General features: G+C 60.6%; 20 protein-coding genes. 9 read left to right on the top strand and 11 right to left on the bottom strand.

What is annotated here, in order from left to right:
* The first annotated feature begins 3 nt into the window (after window positions 1–3).
* From tmk to ACR0K9_RS07525, 6 genes are all read left to right on the top strand, one after another.
* A complete protein-coding gene (gene tmk / locus ACR0K9_RS07550) occupies window positions 4–615 on the top strand; it encodes a dTMP kinase (RefSeq protein WP_480822085.1) in 612 nt (203 codons plus the stop codon).
* Window positions 616–622: 7 nt separating this feature from the next.
* Window positions 623–1,741 (top strand): DNA polymerase III subunit delta', encoded by a 1,119-nt coding sequence (locus ACR0K9_RS07545; RefSeq protein ID WP_480821999.1) that lies wholly within the window; start codon window positions 623–625, stop codon window positions 1,739–1,741.
* A complete protein-coding gene (locus ACR0K9_RS07540) occupies window positions 1,741–2,547 on the top strand; it encodes a TatD family hydrolase (protein WP_480821997.1) in 807 nt (268 codons plus the stop codon). The genes ACR0K9_RS07545 and ACR0K9_RS07540 overlap by 1 nt, the downstream gene beginning before the upstream one ends.
* On the top strand, window positions 2,544–3,341 hold the full coding sequence (locus tag ACR0K9_RS07535; RefSeq protein WP_480821995.1) for an MBL fold metallo-hydrolase: 798 nt from the start codon (window positions 2,544–2,546) through the stop codon (window positions 3,339–3,341). Before ACR0K9_RS07540 ends, ACR0K9_RS07535 begins: the two co-directional genes overlap by 4 nt.
* A 46-nt stretch (window positions 3,342–3,387) precedes the next feature.
* Window positions 3,388–4,320 (top strand): AEC family transporter, encoded by a 933-nt coding sequence (locus ACR0K9_RS07530; protein ID WP_480821993.1) that lies wholly within the window; start codon window positions 3,388–3,390, stop codon window positions 4,318–4,320.
* 62 nt (window positions 4,321–4,382) lie between these two features.
* Window positions 4,383–5,069 carry a CbiX/SirB N-terminal domain-containing protein gene (locus ACR0K9_RS07525; protein WP_480821991.1) on the top strand — a complete coding sequence of 229 codons (687 nt, stop codon included), beginning with the start codon at window positions 4,383–4,385 and terminating at the stop codon, window positions 5,067–5,069.
* A 15-nt stretch (window positions 5,070–5,084) separates the two neighbouring features.
* On the opposite strand, the gene ACR0K9_RS07520 is transcribed toward ACR0K9_RS07525, so the two are convergent.
* From ACR0K9_RS07520 to ACR0K9_RS07500, 5 genes are all read right to left on the bottom strand, one after another.
* Window positions 5,085–6,083: a diguanylate cyclase domain-containing protein gene (locus tag ACR0K9_RS07520; RefSeq protein ID WP_480821989.1), complete on the bottom strand. Its 999-nt coding sequence runs from the start codon at window positions 6,081–6,083 to the stop codon at window positions 5,085–5,087.
* Window positions 6,080–6,667, bottom strand: a complete 588-nt coding sequence (locus tag ACR0K9_RS07515) for a heme NO-binding domain-containing protein (protein ID WP_480529851.1) — start codon at window positions 6,665–6,667, stop codon at window positions 6,080–6,082. Before ACR0K9_RS07515 ends, ACR0K9_RS07520 begins: the two co-directional genes overlap by 4 nt.
* Window positions 6,668–6,782: 115 nt before the next feature.
* A complete protein-coding gene (locus ACR0K9_RS07510) occupies window positions 6,783–8,342 on the bottom strand; it encodes a trimethylamine methyltransferase family protein (RefSeq protein ID WP_480821987.1) in 1,560 nt (519 codons plus the stop codon).
* Between the two features lie 117 nt (window positions 8,343–8,459).
* Window positions 8,460–9,152 (bottom strand): HAD family hydrolase, encoded by a 693-nt coding sequence (locus ACR0K9_RS07505; protein ID WP_480821985.1) that lies wholly within the window; start codon window positions 9,150–9,152, stop codon window positions 8,460–8,462.
* Between the two features lie 18 nt (window positions 9,153–9,170).
* Window positions 9,171–9,455, bottom strand: coding sequence for a DUF3572 domain-containing protein (locus ACR0K9_RS07500; RefSeq protein WP_480821983.1), 285 nt, complete (start codon window positions 9,453–9,455; stop codon window positions 9,171–9,173).
* A gap of 89 nt (window positions 9,456–9,544) precedes the next feature.
* Between ACR0K9_RS07500 and ACR0K9_RS07495 the strand changes: the two genes are divergently transcribed.
* On the top strand, window positions 9,545–10,945 hold the full coding sequence (locus ACR0K9_RS07495; RefSeq protein WP_480821981.1) for a diguanylate cyclase: 1,401 nt from the start codon (window positions 9,545–9,547) through the stop codon (window positions 10,943–10,945).
* 4 nt (window positions 10,946–10,949) lie between these two features.
* On the opposite strand, the gene ACR0K9_RS07490 is transcribed toward ACR0K9_RS07495, so the two are convergent.
* The 4 genes from ACR0K9_RS07490 to ACR0K9_RS07475 are packed head-to-tail and all read right to left on the bottom strand — an operon-like array spanning window position 10,950 to window position 12,833.
* Window positions 10,950–11,423, bottom strand: coding sequence for a periplasmic heavy metal sensor (locus ACR0K9_RS07490; RefSeq protein ID WP_480821979.1), 474 nt, complete (start codon window positions 11,421–11,423; stop codon window positions 10,950–10,952).
* Complete coding sequence (locus ACR0K9_RS07485) at window positions 11,420–11,764, bottom strand: hypothetical protein (RefSeq protein ID WP_480821977.1); 345 nt, start codon at window positions 11,762–11,764, stop codon at window positions 11,420–11,422. Before ACR0K9_RS07485 ends, ACR0K9_RS07490 begins: the two co-directional genes overlap by 4 nt.
* Entirely contained in the window at window positions 11,757–12,371 is a 615-nt protein-coding gene (locus ACR0K9_RS07480; protein WP_480821975.1) for an RNA polymerase sigma factor, read from the bottom strand. The genes ACR0K9_RS07485 and ACR0K9_RS07480 overlap by 8 nt, the downstream gene beginning before the upstream one ends.
* 6 nt (window positions 12,372–12,377) lie before the next feature.
* Window positions 12,378–12,833, bottom strand: coding sequence for an EF-hand domain-containing protein (locus ACR0K9_RS07475; RefSeq protein ID WP_480821973.1), 456 nt, complete (start codon window positions 12,831–12,833; stop codon window positions 12,378–12,380).
* Window positions 12,834–13,053: 220 nt separating this feature from the next.
* Here ACR0K9_RS07475 and ACR0K9_RS07470 point away from each other — a divergent pair, with 220 nt between their 5' ends.
* Complete coding sequence (locus ACR0K9_RS07470) at window positions 13,054–13,452, top strand: DUF983 domain-containing protein (protein WP_480821971.1); 399 nt, start codon at window positions 13,054–13,056, stop codon at window positions 13,450–13,452.
* Window positions 13,449–14,150: an NUDIX hydrolase gene (locus ACR0K9_RS07465; protein ID WP_480529869.1), complete on the top strand. Its 702-nt coding sequence runs from the start codon at window positions 13,449–13,451 to the stop codon at window positions 14,148–14,150. Before ACR0K9_RS07470 ends, ACR0K9_RS07465 begins: the two co-directional genes overlap by 4 nt.
* Here ACR0K9_RS07465 and ACR0K9_RS07460 read toward each other — a convergent pair.
* Entirely contained in the window at window positions 14,147–15,814 is a 1,668-nt protein-coding gene (locus ACR0K9_RS07460) for a ribonuclease J (protein WP_480821969.1), read from the bottom strand. The two genes, ACR0K9_RS07465 and ACR0K9_RS07460, sit on opposite strands and share 4 nt — an antisense overlap.
* On the bottom strand, window positions 15,811–16,590 hold the full coding sequence (locus tag ACR0K9_RS07455; RefSeq protein WP_480821967.1) for a type III pantothenate kinase: 780 nt from the start codon (window positions 16,588–16,590) through the stop codon (window positions 15,811–15,813). The genes ACR0K9_RS07460 and ACR0K9_RS07455 overlap by 4 nt, the downstream gene beginning before the upstream one ends.
* Window positions 16,591–16,595: the final 5 nt, after the last annotated feature.

The following is a 16,595-nucleotide window of genomic DNA, read 5'->3' as shown; positions in this document are numbered from 1 at the left end:
GGGATGTTCCTGACCTTTGAAGGCATTGACGGATCGGGTAAGTCCACGCAGGCACGCCTGCTGGCCGATCACCTGCGCCGCGAAGGCCGCGAGGTCGTCTTGACGCGTGAGCCCGGCGGCTCGGCCGGGGCCGAGGAAATCCGCAGCCTGGTTCTGCAGGGTGACCCGGACCGCTGGTCGGCCGAGACTGAAATCCTGCTGTTCACCGCCGCCCGCCGTGATCATCTTGAACGCACAATCGAACCGGCTTTGGCTGCGGGCAAAGTGGTGATCTGCGATCGTTTCGCCGACAGCACCCGCATGTATCAAGGCCTGTCGCGCGGCGATCTGCGCGGAATGGTAGACCAGTTGCATAGCTTGATGATCGGGCGCGAACCGGACCTGACGCTGCTGATCGACATGGATCCTGATACGGGCCTATCGCGTGCCAAAGGGCGTCAGGGTGCGGAAGAACGGTTCGAGGATTTTGGCGTTGATCTGCAACAGAAAATGCGCGCCGGGTTTCTGGCGCTGGCACAGGAGTTTTCAGATCGTTTCCGGATCGTCGATGGCAACCGGGACATGGACAGCGTCGCGCAGGATGTGACAGAACTCGTCAAAGCAACCCTGCGATAGACGAGACATGAGCGACGACACCCCAACCCCGGATCAGGCCCCCGGCGCCCCCCATCCTCGGGAAACCCTGCGGCTGTTCGGTCAGGACGCCGCCGAACAGGCCTTTCTGACCGCCTATAACTCGGATCGCCTGCATCACGGCTGGCTGCTGACCGGCCCGCGCGGTGTCGGCAAAGCGTCGCTTGCCTGGCGTATCGCGCGGTTTCTGCTGGCCACACCCCCGACGGAGGACGGCGGTCTGTTCGGGGCGCCGCCACCGCCGGACACGTTGGACATTGACTCCGATCATCCCGTCGCGCATCGCATTCTGGCGGGGGCCGAGCCGGGACTGGCTGCCATCACCCGATCCGTGAACGATCAGGGACGTCTGCGTAACGAGATCGTCGTTGACGATGTTCGCAAACTGGGCCGTTTCTTCGGGTTGTCCTCAGCCGATGGCGGCCGGCGGGTCGTCATCGTGGATTCGGCGGATGAGATGAATACCAGCGCCGCCAACGCGCTGCTGAAAATGCTCGAAGAACCCCCGGCACGTACCACACTGCTGCTGATTTCGCATCAACCCTCACGCTTGTTACCAACGATCCGGTCCCGCTGCCGGACCCTGCGCCTGTCGCCTCTGGGGGTCGCGGATATGCAGGCCGCGCTGGCGCAAACCGAAGCGGAACTGCCCGCGCAGACGGATCATCTGGCGGCTCTGGCGGCGGGTTCGGTGGGCGACGCGGTGCGTCTGATAAATCTGGGCGGGCTGGAGCTTTATGCCGAATTGATCGCTATTCTGGGCACCCTGCCCCGGCTTGACCGGCAGCGCGCCCTGAGGTTGGCAGAAACCGCAGCCCAGCGCGGTGCTGCTGAGCGGTTCGACCTGCTTCTGTCCCTGATCGACATCGCCCTGTCCCGGCTGGCACTGACCGGTGCAACCGGCGCCGCCCCACAGCCCGAAGCCGCCCCGAACGAGGCCGAAACGCTGGCCCGCCTGTCCGGTTCACCACACAAGGCCCGCCAATGGGCCGAGGCCGCCGCCCTGATTACTTCACGCGCGCGGCATGGGCAGGCGGTGAACCTTGACCCTGCCTCGCTTGTTCTAGATACGGTGTTCAAGATACAGGAAACCGCCGGTCACCGCTGATGAGCCCCACCCCTGAAATTACCGACAGCCATTGCCATCTGGATTTCCCGGACTTCGACGGCCAGCTGGACGAAATCGTCGCCCGTGCCGCCGAGGCTGGTGTAACGCGGATGGTCACCATTTGCACCCGCCTGCGCAACGAACCCGGCGTGCGCGCCATCGCCGAGGCCCACGCCCCGGTCTTCTATGCCGCCGGCACCCACCCGATGAGCGCGGCGGACGAGCCGATGGCCACGGTTGACGAACTGGTCGCACTTTCCCGTCATCCGAAATTCGTCGGTATCGGTGAAAGCGGGCTGGACTATCACTACACTGCGGACTCGGCAGAGGTGCAGAAACAATCGCTGCGCATCCATATCGAGGCCGCGCAACAAACCGGGCTGCCGCTGATCATCCATGCCCGTGCTGCGGATGACGACATGGCGCGCATTCTGGCCGAAGAATACCGCAACGCGCCCTATTCTTGCGTGATGCACTGCTTCTCATCCTCGGCGGAGCTGGCTCGCGCAGCGCTTGATTTGGGCTTTTACCTGTCCATGTCCGGCATCGCTGCTTTCCCCAAAAGTCAGGAATTGCGCGATATCTTCGCCAGCGCCCCGGTCGACCGCATTCTGGTAGAAACCGACGCGCCCTATCTGGCGCCGCCGCCCTATCGCGGCAAGCGCAACGAGCCCGCCTATACCGCCCACACTGCCCGCAAAGGGGCCGAAGTGTTCGGGATGGATTTCAGTGACTTCGCCGCCCAATCGCAGGCGAATTTCGACCGGCTGTTCACCAAGGCCGCCACGTACAAGGCCGCCGCATGAGTGAATTGCGCTGCACAATTCTGGGCTGCGGATCATCCGGAGGCGTCCCCCGGCTGGGCGGTGTCTGGGGCGATTGTGATCCGGACAATCCCAGAAATGTGCGCCGCCGGTGTTCCATGCTGGTCGAGCGTGACGGGCCGGATGGGACCACCACGGTCCTGATCGACACGTCTCCGGATATGCGCAGCCAGTTGCTGAGCAGCGGGACCGGCCGTCTGGATGCGGTCGTCTATACCCATTCGCACGCAGACCACACGAACGGTCTGGACGACCTGCGAATGATTGCATTCAACATGAAGGCCCGCGTTCCGGTCTGGGCCGATGGCGACACGCAGCACGACCTGCTCAGCCGGTTTGGCTATGCCTTCGTACAGCCCAAGGGCTCCCCTTACCCGCCGATCCTCGATCTGCTCACCATCGACGGACCGTTCGAGATCGACGGCCCGGGCGGAGCGATCGCTTTGCAGCCGTTTCTGGTAAACCACGGATCAATTGACGCGCTGGGGTTCAAGATCGGGAACATCGCCTATCTTCCTGATGTTGCAGAGATTTATGACGACGCCTGGAATACTCTGAAAGGGCTCGACTGCCTGATCATTGACGCCTTGCGCCGCTCGCCCCATCCAACCCATGCGCACCTGGAAAAGACGCTGGGCTGGATCGAGCGCCTGACTCCGAAACGCGCCATCCTGACCAACATGCATATCGATATGGATTATGCCACGGTCGAGGCCGAAACCCCGGACCACATCACGCCCGCATATGACGGGATGGTGATCCGGCAATCGCTTTGATGACCGGGCCGCTGCCCGTACCCACCACCAGCGCGATGGCATCGCCATGTTTCAAAGCCTGATTGATGTCATCCTACCCGTCTTTCTGGTCATCGGGGCCGGATATCTATCAACCTGGCTGGGGTATTTCCGAGAAGCCCATATTGACGGTCTGATGAAATTTACGCAGGGCTTTGCGATCCCCTGCCTGTTGTTTCTTGCGATTGCCAATCTGGATCTCAGCGCCAGTTTCGACCCCCGGCTTCTGGGCAGTTTCTACACTGCTGCCGCCTTGTGCTTCACGATCGGCATGCTGGGTGCGCGCCTGATCTTTCACCGAGAATGGGAGGATTGCATCGCCATCGGCTTCTGCTGTCTGTTTTCAAACTCGGTCCTGCTGGGCCTGCCCATCACCGAGCGCGCCTATGGCTCCGAAAACCTGACCGGCAACTTTGCGATCATCGCCTTTCACTCGCCATTCTGCTACTGCGTTGGGATCACGGTGATGGAGGTCTTTCGCAATCGGGGCCATGGCGGCATGCGGATGATCAGATCCGTGTTCACTACCATGTTCAAGAACGCCTTGATCCTTGGCATTACCTTGGGGTTCATCGTCAACCTCTCGGGCGTCGGCATCCCAACGGTGGTCGATGATGCGCTGAACCTGATCACTCGTGCCGCATTGCCCGGAGCCCTGTTCGCGCTGGGAGGGGTATTGGTGATGTACCGCCCCGAAGGCGATCTGCGCGCGATCATGTTTGTCTGTGCAATCTCGCTGGTGCTGCATCCCAGCCTGTTCTGGCTGTTCGGAACATCCCTTTCACTGCCGCAGGACCTGTTCCGCTCGGGCGTGCTGACCGCTGCGATGGCGCCGGGGTTCAACGCCTATATCTTCGCCAATATCTACGGGCGGGCCAAACGGGTCGCCGCCTCGTCGATTCTGATCGGGACGGCGACGTCAATTCTTTCGGTCTGGTTCTGGTTGACGCTTCTGAACTAATCAACCCATTGACTTTATCCGCCGTCACGACACCTATCGCAGGACCAAACCGGAGCCCGCATATGCCAAACGCCGTCATCGTCGCCCACGGCCAACCCTCAGACCCTGCCCCAGCCGAGGCCGCATTGGCGGCCCTAGCCGCGCAGGTTGGTGCCATGTGCGACCGGACCAAGGTTCACTCAGCCACTTTGGCAGCGCCTCAGGCGTTGGAAACCTGCCTGGACGAACTGCCAGAGGGTACGGCGGTTTATCCACTCTTCATGGCTCGCGGTTGGTTCGTGACCAGCGCGTTGCCAAAGCGGATCGGGTCGCGACAGGTGCGGGTTCTCGACCCTTTGGGCGTTGACCCAGAACTGCCTCGATTGGTGGCCGGTTCGCTGGGCGCGGTTCTGTCGGACAAAGGATGGGGCGCTGACAACACCGACCTTGTGCTTGCGGCGCATGGATCAGGACGCAGCCCAAACCCGGCGCGCGTCGCTCAGGAGTTTTCCAAGGCGTTGTCTCAGCACGTTCCTTTCAAGTCCATCCGCACCGGCTTTGTCGAACAGCCCCCCTCAATCTCTGAAGCGACCGCCGGGACGGGAGAGCACGCCATCTGCCTGCCCTTCTTTGCCTGCACGGGGGGACATGTGCTGGAGGATGTCCCGCAGGAGTTGCAGCGCGCCGCCTTCACCGGCCACGTCATGCCGGTGATATCAGAGCTGCCACAGGTCCAGCGTCACATTGCCAGAGTTCTGGATCAGCTTTGAATGCCGCAGCGGCCCTCAACTGGACTGCTGGACACCCGACAGCTCCGAATAGAACCGATGACAGGACCGTCCGGCCCGCTTCGCAGCATAAAGCGCAAGATCGGCGGCATGCAGGATATCGACTGCTTTGGGTACTTCGAATTGGGGCGATAACGCGGTTCCGATGCTACATGAAATCCGGCATTCCGCCCCTTCAAATTTCATCGGCTCGCACAGGCGCAAAATCAGACGTTCTGCGATCCGGCTCAGTTTATCGTAGTCCGTCATACCCTTGAAAATCAGTACAAATTCATCCCCACCCACACGCGCCACAGTGTCATCGCCACGTGTTTCAGCCAGCATGATCTGGGCCGCCTGCTGCAATACATGATCACCGGCGGCGTGCCCCAACCGGTCGTTGACGGATTTGAAATAATCCAGATCCAGATGCATTAGTGCAAATGTCGCCTTCATCGAAATCAGATGACCCAGCAGATGATCCATCGCCCGGCGGTTCTTCAACCCGGTCAACGTGTCGGTATAGGCCTGCTCTTCCGCGGCCAGCATGGCCCCCTGCAGCCGAAGGTTCAGGGATCGCGACGCTTCCATCGCTGCAGATTTTGCCTCAACCAGATACAGAAGCTCGATCGCCAGATCGGTCCCCGAGAAATCCGCACTGGTCAGGGCGTAATCACGCACCGCGTCCAGAATGGAAATACCGAAGGACAGGTTGACAACAGCGCCGCCGCCGCCCGGCATTGGGGCAATCAGCCCTTTCAGCGCAGTCTGCGGCGCATCCCGAAATCTGAGGTGCAGTTTCCGTCCGGGTGTCGCCATCAGTTCGGCGACGTTGGCGACCGATCTGGGGCGCAAAAGCTCAAAAACGCTTAGAAAGCACGCGCCAGCCATCGGGCGATCCGGTCGCAGCTTCTGCAGTGTTGGCCCCACCCGCGTGATCCGCCCGGCCTCATCGACCAGCACAAACATCGGGCAAAGGGTTTCCAGCAAACCCGCCAGACCATCCGTACACATCATGCGTTCCGTGCCCCCAAATCGAAATATCGCCCTTCGCTGAACGCGCTTTCGACCAGCGTGATCGAGATCACCTCGGACCCGCCTTGTTGGTCATCATGATTGAGAAACACCAGTGCGCCATAGTCATCCGCCATCGCACGCAGGACACCGGTCATCACACTGGAATAACCGGGCAAGCCGGGAAAGCAGTGCAGACGGAATTCTGCTGGCGATTGCTCCGTCAACTCCAGCGCGGGCAACACCAGGTCCGAGACGGCAAGGCGCACACGGTCCGACAAATCATCGAGCGAATGAAGGAATTCTACATAAGTGACCCCGCCAAACCGCAGAAGACGGCGCAGCCCCTCCATGTTCGGATGCGAAACGAGGTAAGTTCCCAGATCCTCCAGAAATTCGGATTTCGGACGCTCCAGATCGGCGCAAAGGGCGTCCAGCACGCGGGTCGAAACGTCTGTTTCGTAGATCAGCATCGCCTCGAATTCATCGAAATCCAACCCTGCGGCCTGCATCGCCTGCAGCCAGCACTGGCGCCCATAGGTAGCGCACACAAAAGATTGGATCGCCCTGTTGATCAGCCCATGCATGAAAATCCCCGGATCAGAAATCCGGTTCAGGTGACCCCAGAAAGCTTAACAAAAGCCCAAAATCCAAGGTCGGATCATGACAATGCGATGTAATCTCACGCTGAAACCAAAGGCATCAGAAGTCGGTCGGCGCCCCCCCTTCCGCCTTTCGGCGGGCAACGAAATCGGCCAGTTCATCGCGGATCGCCACATCCATTTCAGGTGGCTCGAAGGTGTTCACGATCTCTTTGAACATGCGGTGCGCACGCTCGGCGGTCCAGATGCCACCTGCGGCCTCCCAGGCCTCGTAATTCTTCCAGTCGCTCAGGAATGGCTGGTAGAAGGCGGTCGAGTATCGATCCTGCGTGTGCTGGATGCCAAAGAAGTGCCCGTCATTGCCAACTGCACGAATCGCTTCCAACGCGATCTCATCGGGGCCGGTCGCGTTGAGCTCGGGCTGCATATAGCGCTGAATTTGCTGCAGAATTTCGCAATCCATGATGAATTTCTCGGGGCTGGCGATCAGCCCGCCCTCAAGCCATCCCGCCGCGTGATAGACCATATTGGTCCCCGACTGCACCGCCGCCCACAGCGAGTTCGATGTCTCCCAGATCGCCTGACCGTCCGGCACATTGGCGGCGCACACCCCGGACGACCGCATGGGCAATCCGTAGAACCGCGCCATCTGCCCGGTCATCTGGGTCGAGCGCATATATTCTGGCGTCCCAAATGCGGGCGCGCCGGATTTCATATCGACATTCGACGTGAACGTCCCGATCACGCAGGGAATACCCGGCCGGACATATTGGAACAGCGCAATCGCACACAGCGCCTCGGCCAGAGACTGCGCCACCGCGCCAGCCATCGTCACAGGGGCCATCGCCCCGGCCAGCGTAAATGGCGTCACCACAATCGCCTGCCCGCGCCGCGCAAGCCTGAGACAGCCGTCGATCATCGGATGGTCGTGTTTCAGCGGCGAGGTCGAGTTGATGTTGGTGTACATCCGCGGCGTGGCCTCGAATTCCTCATGGCTCAGACCACCAGCGATGCGCACCATTTCCATCACGTCTTCGACCCGCTCTTTGCCCAGCGAATAGGCGTGCATCGCCTTGTCGGTCAGCGTCAGCTTGTCATACAGCACGTCCAGATGGCGAATGCTGGCATGGATATCCACCGGCTCGACCGGATAGCCGCCCGCAAAGTGGATGCAGTTGAAATACTGCGTCAGCTTCAACAGGTCCTGACACATCCGCCGTGTGCCGGCGACCTTCTTGCCGATCTCCATATCCCAATAGTTCGGGGGCGAGGATACGTTGCCGAACAGCATGGTACGGCCCCCAACCTCGATCGTGCGATCCACATTGCGCGGAGTGATGGTGAACTTGCTCGGGGCCTTGCGCACCATCTCCATCACGAAATCGCGGCCCATGCGGACGTTGTCGCCATTTATGGCGCAACCGGCCTCGCGCAGGATACCGATGGCTTCTTCGTTGTAGAACTCGATCCCGATCTCTTCGAGGATGCGCATCGCGCCCTCATGAATCGCCTCGACCCCCTCCGGGCTCAGCGGTTCCGTCGGCTGATCGATATTGACCGGCGGGTTCCAGGGCATCTGATCGATCACGGCGCTGCCGCGACGGGCGGCGGCACCTGCGCGACCACCGCCGCGACGTTTGCGAGTGTTGCTGTCGGCCATGGGTATCCTCCGGGCAGGCTTTTAATCAGCAAGCCCCGAAGACCACGTCATGGCCGCTCTGTCTGCGACAACAGGTGTCGGTTTCGCCACATGACGTGGCGATTTTCACCGCAGCTGTTAGTTGTTAGAAAGCCAACCCGGAATATGCCCGATATCCGGCAGCACAACATCGGCCAGAGGCTCCAGCATCTCGGCCGGGGCCAATCCCGTCAGAACGCCGATTGTCACCATTCCTGCCGCGCGTCCGGCTTCCAGATCATGCAAGCTGTCCCCGACCATGGCGATACGCGAAGGGTCAATGTCGACATGTTTGGCAAAGGCCAGCATCTGCCCCGGTCCGGGTTTGAACCCATGGCCGCTGTCATATCCGGCAACGAAATCGAAATGATCCCGAACGCCGACCGAAGCCAGGTGCTGCAGTGCTGGCATCTCGCCGTCATTGGTGGCAACCCCAAGCTTCAGCCCGCTTTGCCGCAACGTTTCAAGAAACGGAGCCAATGGCACGGACGGAATCTGCTGCGCCTCTGCCGAAGCCCGGTTCAGAATCTCGACAATTTCGGACATCGACCTGTCGGGCAGATGAGGCAGCAGCGCCTCGGCGATTTCGTCGACCGTACCCGCGATGACAATGCTGTCGGCTTCATAACTCTCTTGCGCAAAGTTGAACCCGATGGTTTTCCCCATCTCCGACGCGCGCTGCACATCCCCATCCGACAGGCGCTGCAATGCGACACGACCGAAGGTACCCCAAGTCGAAGCGAAATCGAACAGCGTGCCGTCCTTGTCGAACAATAGGGCGTCAATAGGCATCAAGGGGGCTCCTGCAGTTTAGGTCCAGTGCATCTCCGCGCGCCCCGACAGTATTGCGTGGGCCTGACCTGGCTGGTCATAGGGGATGGAATTGGCGTCACAAAAGGCGATCACCCACGAATCGTCAAGCAAAAGAAAATCGAGCACCGAGGTCAGAAACTCTGACTCACCCGCCCGCGCACGCAAGTCATCGGCAGAGGCACCGCTGGCGCCCAGAAACACAGGCAAAAGTTCATCATTCCCGACCAGCCAACCGAGGGCGTTCAGGGCCAGAGTTTCGGCGAATTCGGCAGAGATCGGCATTAACTGGCCTCTGATCGTGTCTTGGAAAGGGTTTATTAACCAGACTCATAAACACTTTGGCAACGCATGCAATCTAACGGTGAACGACCATGTCTGTGCAAGGCACCATACTCGTCCTCGACGGCGTTTCGACCAATCGCATAATGCTGAAGGTGCAGTTGACGGCGGCCTGGTATCACGTTGTTCAAGGTGAGAAAATCGCGGGCCTTGCGGCGCTGCTGCGCCGGGCCCGACCTGATCTGGTGCTGACGGCACAGACCCTGCCAGATGGTTCGGCTGCGGATGTTAAACGGCTGATGCTGGCCGATCCGGCTTTGGCGGACGTACCGATTGTCGCCCTCACACCGCAGAATGACAAGACAGCGCGGCTGCGGGCACTATCGGATGGGATGGATGATGTACTTGGCTATCCGCTCAAGGATACTCTGCTGCTGGCCCGCGTTCGCAGCTTGCTGCGCGCACGTGCTGACCGGCAGGAACTTGGCGTCAAAGACGACCAGCAGTCGATTGGTTTTGCCGAACCGGCAGCCGCGCTGATCGCACCGACCCCAGCGGCCCGGATTGCAATACTGACGCAGACCCCCCGCACCGGGGCGCTGTGGCGCAAAGCCCTCAGCGCGCAGTGTCGACATCCGCTGAGTGCACATACCCTGCCCAACCTGCAGGGTGTTCTGGGCGCAAACCCACCGGACGCAATCGTGGTCGAGCTTGGGTCTGACGCCTCGGACCTGAAACTGCTGGCCGACCTGCGCTCACGCAATGGCACGCGGCATACGGTGCTGATAGCAGTGTTGAAGGACGGTGATCCGAACCTGGCTGCGGAAGCGCTTGATCGCGGCGCAGATGCGGTTTGCCTCGACGGGTTCAACACCGACGAGGTTTCTCTGAGGCTGGAGACCCAGATCGCCCGAAAAACCCGCGATGACCGGCTGCGCGCCACCTTGCGCAAAGGGCTTGCCGAGTCGCTGATTGATCCCCTGACCGGTCTTCACAATCGGCGATACGCCCTGCGCGCGCTGGACCAGATCGCGCACCTGTCCCTGCACAGCAGACGCGGTTTTGCGGTGATGCTAGCCGATCTGGATCACTTCAAATCCATAAACGACCGTTTTGGTCACGCTGCAGGCGATCTGGTCCTGTCCGAAGCCGCGCGCAGGCTTCAGACCGCGAAAGGCTCGTCCGGTTTCGTGGCCCGGATCGGGGGTGAGGAATTCATGATCGCCCTTCCCGACGTAACGGCCAAGCAGGCCCTGGAGCAGGCGGACATCATCTGCGAGAGCATCTGCAATACGCCCTTTCGACTACCCGATCACCGCACCGCAATCCCTGTCACCATCAGCGTCGGCCTGAAACTGTGCGCTCCTCAGGACCTTGCCGCAGATTATGAGGGCGATCAGGTCAATCGCCTGATCCGCTCAGCGGACAAAGCGCTCTATGCGGCCAAGAAAGCGGGGCGAAATCAGGTGCAGATTCGAAAGAGTGCCGCGTAAGAGGTCAGTGACGCTTGGCGTTCTTGTGCGGGCCACGCTTGACCACATCTTCCAACCGATCGGCATAGCTGGCGCGTTCATCGTCACTCATCGCTGCGACCTGCGCCAGCCATTGCATATAAAGCGCCTTTTGCAGCTGTGATGTTTCCCGGGCCTGCTGTTCCAGCAACACCTGGACCGTCATCGCATCGAAGGGCACCGCCCTGAGGGCCTGACTGAGCGCGCCAAAATCCTCTTTGCGCCGAAGCGAACCCTCGCCCCGCACCGACGACAGCTCTCCCCGCAATGCGTTGCGTTCGGCTTTCGGCAGCGCCCGATAAAGTGCAGAGCCAAAGCCCGGTGGGGCGCTGGCGCGATGATCTCCTTTGAACCGAAGCGCGGTTCCAAAGACCACCCCCGCGACAAGCAGGTTCACAGCCAGCGAGACCGCGAGAAGGATCGGCATCCACTTGCGTTTACGTGCAGGTGTCTCGGTCATTCCGCATCCTCCAGATAAGTGTCATCCAAGCTCAGGTCGGCAATCAGATAGGTCGCTTCTTGCGACACAAAATACTCGGCCGGATCCGGCAGGAAAGTCGGGGCGGTAAAGCCGATCCAGACACCCGCCGCGCTGGCCGCAATCAACCCGCCCAGACCCTGCCAGCCCCCAATAGCCCCCAGACGCAGACGCCATTTCGGACGTGGGGTTTTGGCCAGACGCTCCAACCTGACGGCTTCGGCGTCGGTTTCGATCCGAACCGCAAGATCGTCAGGAAACGCATCACGCCCGATGCGCGCCTGCGCAAACAGATTTTCCAGCTCTTTGTCTAGATCAGCCATTTTCATACCCCAGTTCTTCTTTGCGCCCGGCCAGTATCGCCGTCAAAGACCGTTTGCCCCGCGCGGTCAAACTCTCTACCGCTTCAATCGAAATCTCCATGAACCCGGCAATTTCCGGATTGGGCAGTTCTTCGATATGCCGCAGCACAACGGCCTGCCGCTGCCTGTCCGGCAATTGATCCAACGCCTCCTGCAGTGCATCCCGCCGCGCGGCCTCTTGCATCTTGTCGACCACGCTGGCGGCGCCGTCTTCAGGCTCGGGCGCATTCTCTAACGTGTCGGGTCGCTTCTTGCGTCGCAGATCCACACACAGGTTCAGCGTCACCCGGTACAACCAGGTCGAAATCTGCGCCTGCCCCGGCACCCAATCCGGAGCGATCTTCCAAAGGCGCATCATCGCCTCTTGCGTCACATCTTCGGCCTCGGCCCGGTTGCCCAGCATTCGCAGCGCGACCGAATAGCTGCGCGGCCCCAGCCTGTCCGTCAACGTCCGGGCCGCCATGGCGTCGCCATCAGCAAACAGCCCCAGCAACGCCTCGTTGCTGGGATCGGGCACGGCGGAAGAACCGCCATGCACCATATCCGAATGAGAGGTCAGATCCTCCATCCCGCATCAATTGTTGTCGAAACCCGACTTGTGATGCCGCTTGTACTTGCCCCCCATCCGGTCCTTTGCATCCGCATATTCCTGCTCAGTAATCGCACCATCACCATCGGCGTCGATACGTTCGAACATCTTGGAGGCCCGGCGCGGTTTCGGCAATTCATCGTCGCTCAGAAACCCGTCCGTGTTTGCGTCCAGCTCTTCAAACATCTTCTTCACACGCTCGTCCGCCCTGACCCGGGCAGCCGCCTGCATTTCTTCAACGCTCAGTTGCCCATCACCATCGGCATCGGCAGAGGTGAATTCCTTCGTCCGTTGCTCGGTGATCTCGGTCAGCGTCACCTTGCCGTCGCCATCGATGTCCAGTTCTTCGAACGTCATACGTGGTCCTTTGGCAAAGACTGCGCCAGCGGTGACAGCCAGAGCCATTGCGACAACACCGGAAACCAGAATTTTGTTTTTCATAGCGTATTTCCCCAATACAGGCGACCCTGTGCCGCCGTTCATATCTACTCAAACGCGGCGCTGGCAGGTTTCCGTCGCGCTTTGTTCAACTTTTTTGTCTCTGATTGAAACGGCCTCGATTCCTGCTAGGTTGGGCTTCACCGCCGCAAAGCGACGCACCCCCCTTCCTGCCTGGCACGGCCCGGCCTATATCGCCCCAGGATAAACGCGCGAGAGTCACATGACTGATCAGACCATCGACACGACGATCGAGGAGGAACGCCCGACCAAACCGGCATTGATCCGGGGGTTCCGTTGCAAATGCCCGAATTGCGGTGAAGGCAAGCTGCTGCACAGCTACCTCAATGTAAACGATACCTGTTCGCATTGCGGGCAAGAGCTGTTTCACCACCGTGCGGATGACGGGCCAGCCTATTTGACGATCTTGATCGTGGGGCATCTTCTGGCACCGGCGCTGCATATTTCATACGTGGAATGGCGGCCTGATCCCTGGACCATGGCAATCGGCTTTTCGATCGGCTGTGTCGCGCTGTCGCTTTATTTGTTGCCGCGTCTGAAAGGGGCGGTCGTCGCCTATCAGTGGGCGCGCCGGATGCATGGGTTTGGCAAAACCGCATGAGCGCGGACAAGACCGCCATTCGCAATGCCGCTACGGTCATCGTTCTGCGTGACCGGCTGGGCGATCCCTCGATCCTGATGGGGCAGCGCGGTGCAAAAGCCGCGTTCATGCCCAACAAGTTCGTCTTTCCCGGCGGAGCGGTCGACCCGGCGGATGCCGAAATACCGCTGGCCTCTCCGCTTCCCGATCTTTGTGCAGACCGCCTGTCGCAGCAATCCGAGGCGGGTTTACAAAACGCTCTGGCCGCCGCTGCGATCCGTGAATTGTGGGAAGAAACCGGACTTGTCCTTGGCCAACCGGGCGTCTGGCCCAGCACCGCGCCCGCAGATTGGCAGAGCTTTGCCGCGATGGGCTTTGTCCCCGCAGCCTCGGCCCTGCAATTTGTCTTTCGCGCGGTTACTCCGCCCGGACGCCCCCGCCGGTTCGACGCCCGGTTCTTTCTGGTCGATGCCGATGCCATTCAGGGCGATCTGGATGATTTCACCCACGCCTCGGACGAGTTGTCCCATCTGCAGTGGGTGAAAATCCGGCAGGCCCGCGAATACGATCTGCCCTTCATCACCGAGGTGGTTCTGGCCGAAATCGCCGCCCGTGCGGCAGACCCGAACCCGCCGGAAACCGTGCCCTTCTTTCTGAACAACGAAGAGGCCAGCCTGTTCCTGCAGCTTCGGGGCTATCCGATGCCTTATGCGGATTAACGCATCCGGCTGACCACCACGGTAACCTCGGGTTTCTTGCCGATCTCGGCCTGCGCAGTTTGGCGGGCAATCCGACGCAGGCCTTCCTCAAGCTTGTCATCGTCGCGCAGGGTCTTGGCCCCCGCGCGCATCAGAAACTGATTGAGGTCCTCTTCCAACACCTCAACCAACCCCGCGCGGGACGATCCTATCTCGGGCAGACCCATGGTGTCGCACCAGGGCTCGCCCAGAGGTTCATCCTCTTCATCCAGAATGACCGTGATCGTGACATGACCGTTCAGCGCCATGCGAATGCGGTCACGCACTACGCCGTCCAGAGCACCCACCTTCACGGTACCATCCAGATAGGTTCGGCCCGTTTCGACGTAATCTGTCACCTTGGGCGCATTGCCAGTCAGATCCAGCATGGTGCCGTTGACCGCCAATATTCCGGTGCGCCCGCCTGCCTCGGCCAGCTTGGCGTGTTCGCGCAGATGGCGATGCTCGCCATGCATCGGGATCACCATCTGGGGGTCGATCAGTTTATGCACCTGTTCCAGATCGGGCCGATTGGCATGACCCGAAACGTGATACAGGCCCGAGCTGTCATCGACCACATCGACGCCCTTCTCACTCAGCTGGTTCATGATACGGATCACGCCGCGTTCGTTTCCGGGGATGGTTTTGGACGAAAACAGAAACAGATCGCCCTCTTTTGCCTCAAGCCCGCGATACTTGCCGCGTGCCAGTTGTGCGCTGGCGGCACGGCGTTCACCCTGACTGCCGGTGACGATCAGCATCAGGTTCTGGCGCGGCAGGTCAATGGCCTCTTCGGCGCTGACAACTTTTGGAAAGTCAGTCAGAATGCCTGTCTCGGTCGCGGCCTCGATCATGCGCCGCATCGCCCGGCCCAGCAACACGACCGAGCGCCCGGCCTTTTGCCCGGCCTCTGCCAGCGTCTTGACCCGCGCAACATTCGACGCAAACGTCGTTGCGATCACCATACCGCTTGCATCCTGCACCAGACGGGTAATCTCGGGTCCCACTTCGGATTCCGAGCGCCCCGCGTGGGCCGAAAAGACATTGGTGCTGTCGCAGACCAGCGCTTTGACACCCGATTTGGCGACCTCAGCCCACAGATCGGGGTCAAAGGGTTCGCCCACCACCGGGTTCGCATCCAGCTTGAAGTCGCCCGTATGCACGACACGGCCCGCAGGCGTATCGATCACCAACCCCGCGCTTTCGGGGATCGAGTGGGATACGGGGAGAAAACCAACCGTAAACGGCCCTGCCTTGATCTGTTCCGGCCAGGCTGATGCCGTTCGCACCGCCTCGGTCGGATGGCCCTGATCCTCCATCTTGCGCCGCGCGATGTTGGCCGTGAAAGCACGAGCATAGACGGGTGCGCCCAACGCCTCATAGCAATGCGCAACCGCTCCGACGTGATCCTCGTGCGCGTGGGTGACAAAGACAGCTTCAAGCTGGTCAGCACGCTCTTTCAGCCAGCTGATATCGGCAAAGATCAGATCGACGCCGGGCGAGGTATCCATGTCCGGAAACGCCACGCCCAGATCGACAAGGATCAGCCGTTCTTTCCCCGGCGCGCCGTATCCGTAGACATAGGCATTCATACCGATTTCGCCTGCACCGCCCAGCGGCAGATAGATCAGTCGTTCATTGCTCATGTCGAGCCATTTTCCTTGTTATAGCGATGGATCACGGTCAGCCCGTGCATCGTCAGATCATCCTCAATTGCGTCAAAGCCCACATCCGCCTGATCGAACAGAGGTGCCAGCCCGCCGGTGCCGACGACCTTCATCGCCATTCCGTATTCGACCTTCACGCGTGAGATCAGCCCTTCGATCAGGCCGGAATAGCCCCAATACACGCCGGACTGAATACAGCCAACCGTGTTCGTGCCGATCACCTTCTCCGGTCTGGTAATGTCGATATGCGGCAGCGCTGCGGCGCCTTGATGCAACGCCTCAAGGCTCAGGTTCACCCCCGGGGCGATGATGCCGCCGATATAGGCTCCGTCCGCCGCAACCACATCGAAATTGGTCGCCGTGCCAAAATCGACCACCACCACATTGCCGCCATGGCGGTCAAAAGCCGCCGCCGCATTGGCCAGACGGTCCGGGCCGGGGACGGTGCCTTCATCCACGCGCGGATTGACCGGCAGCAGGCAGTCGGGCTTACCAACCACCAAGGGACGACAGCCGAAAAACCGATCGGCGAATACCCGAAGGTTGAAGACCACGCGTGGTACGGTCGACGCGATGATCACATCCGTTATGTCGGCCTCGATCCCGTAGTGTTTCACCAAGGTCGAGTACCATGTGAAATACGCATCCGCCGTCCGCGCATGATGGGTCGAGGTGCGCAGCGTGCACAGGAAATTCTCGCCATCCCAGATCGAGAAAACGGTGTTTGTATTGCCGCAATCAATGGCCAGAAGCATTCCCG

The sequence above is a fragment of the Ruegeria sp. L12 genome, assembly GCF_056531745.1.
This window is presented reverse-complemented; position numbering and strand designations above follow the sequence as displayed.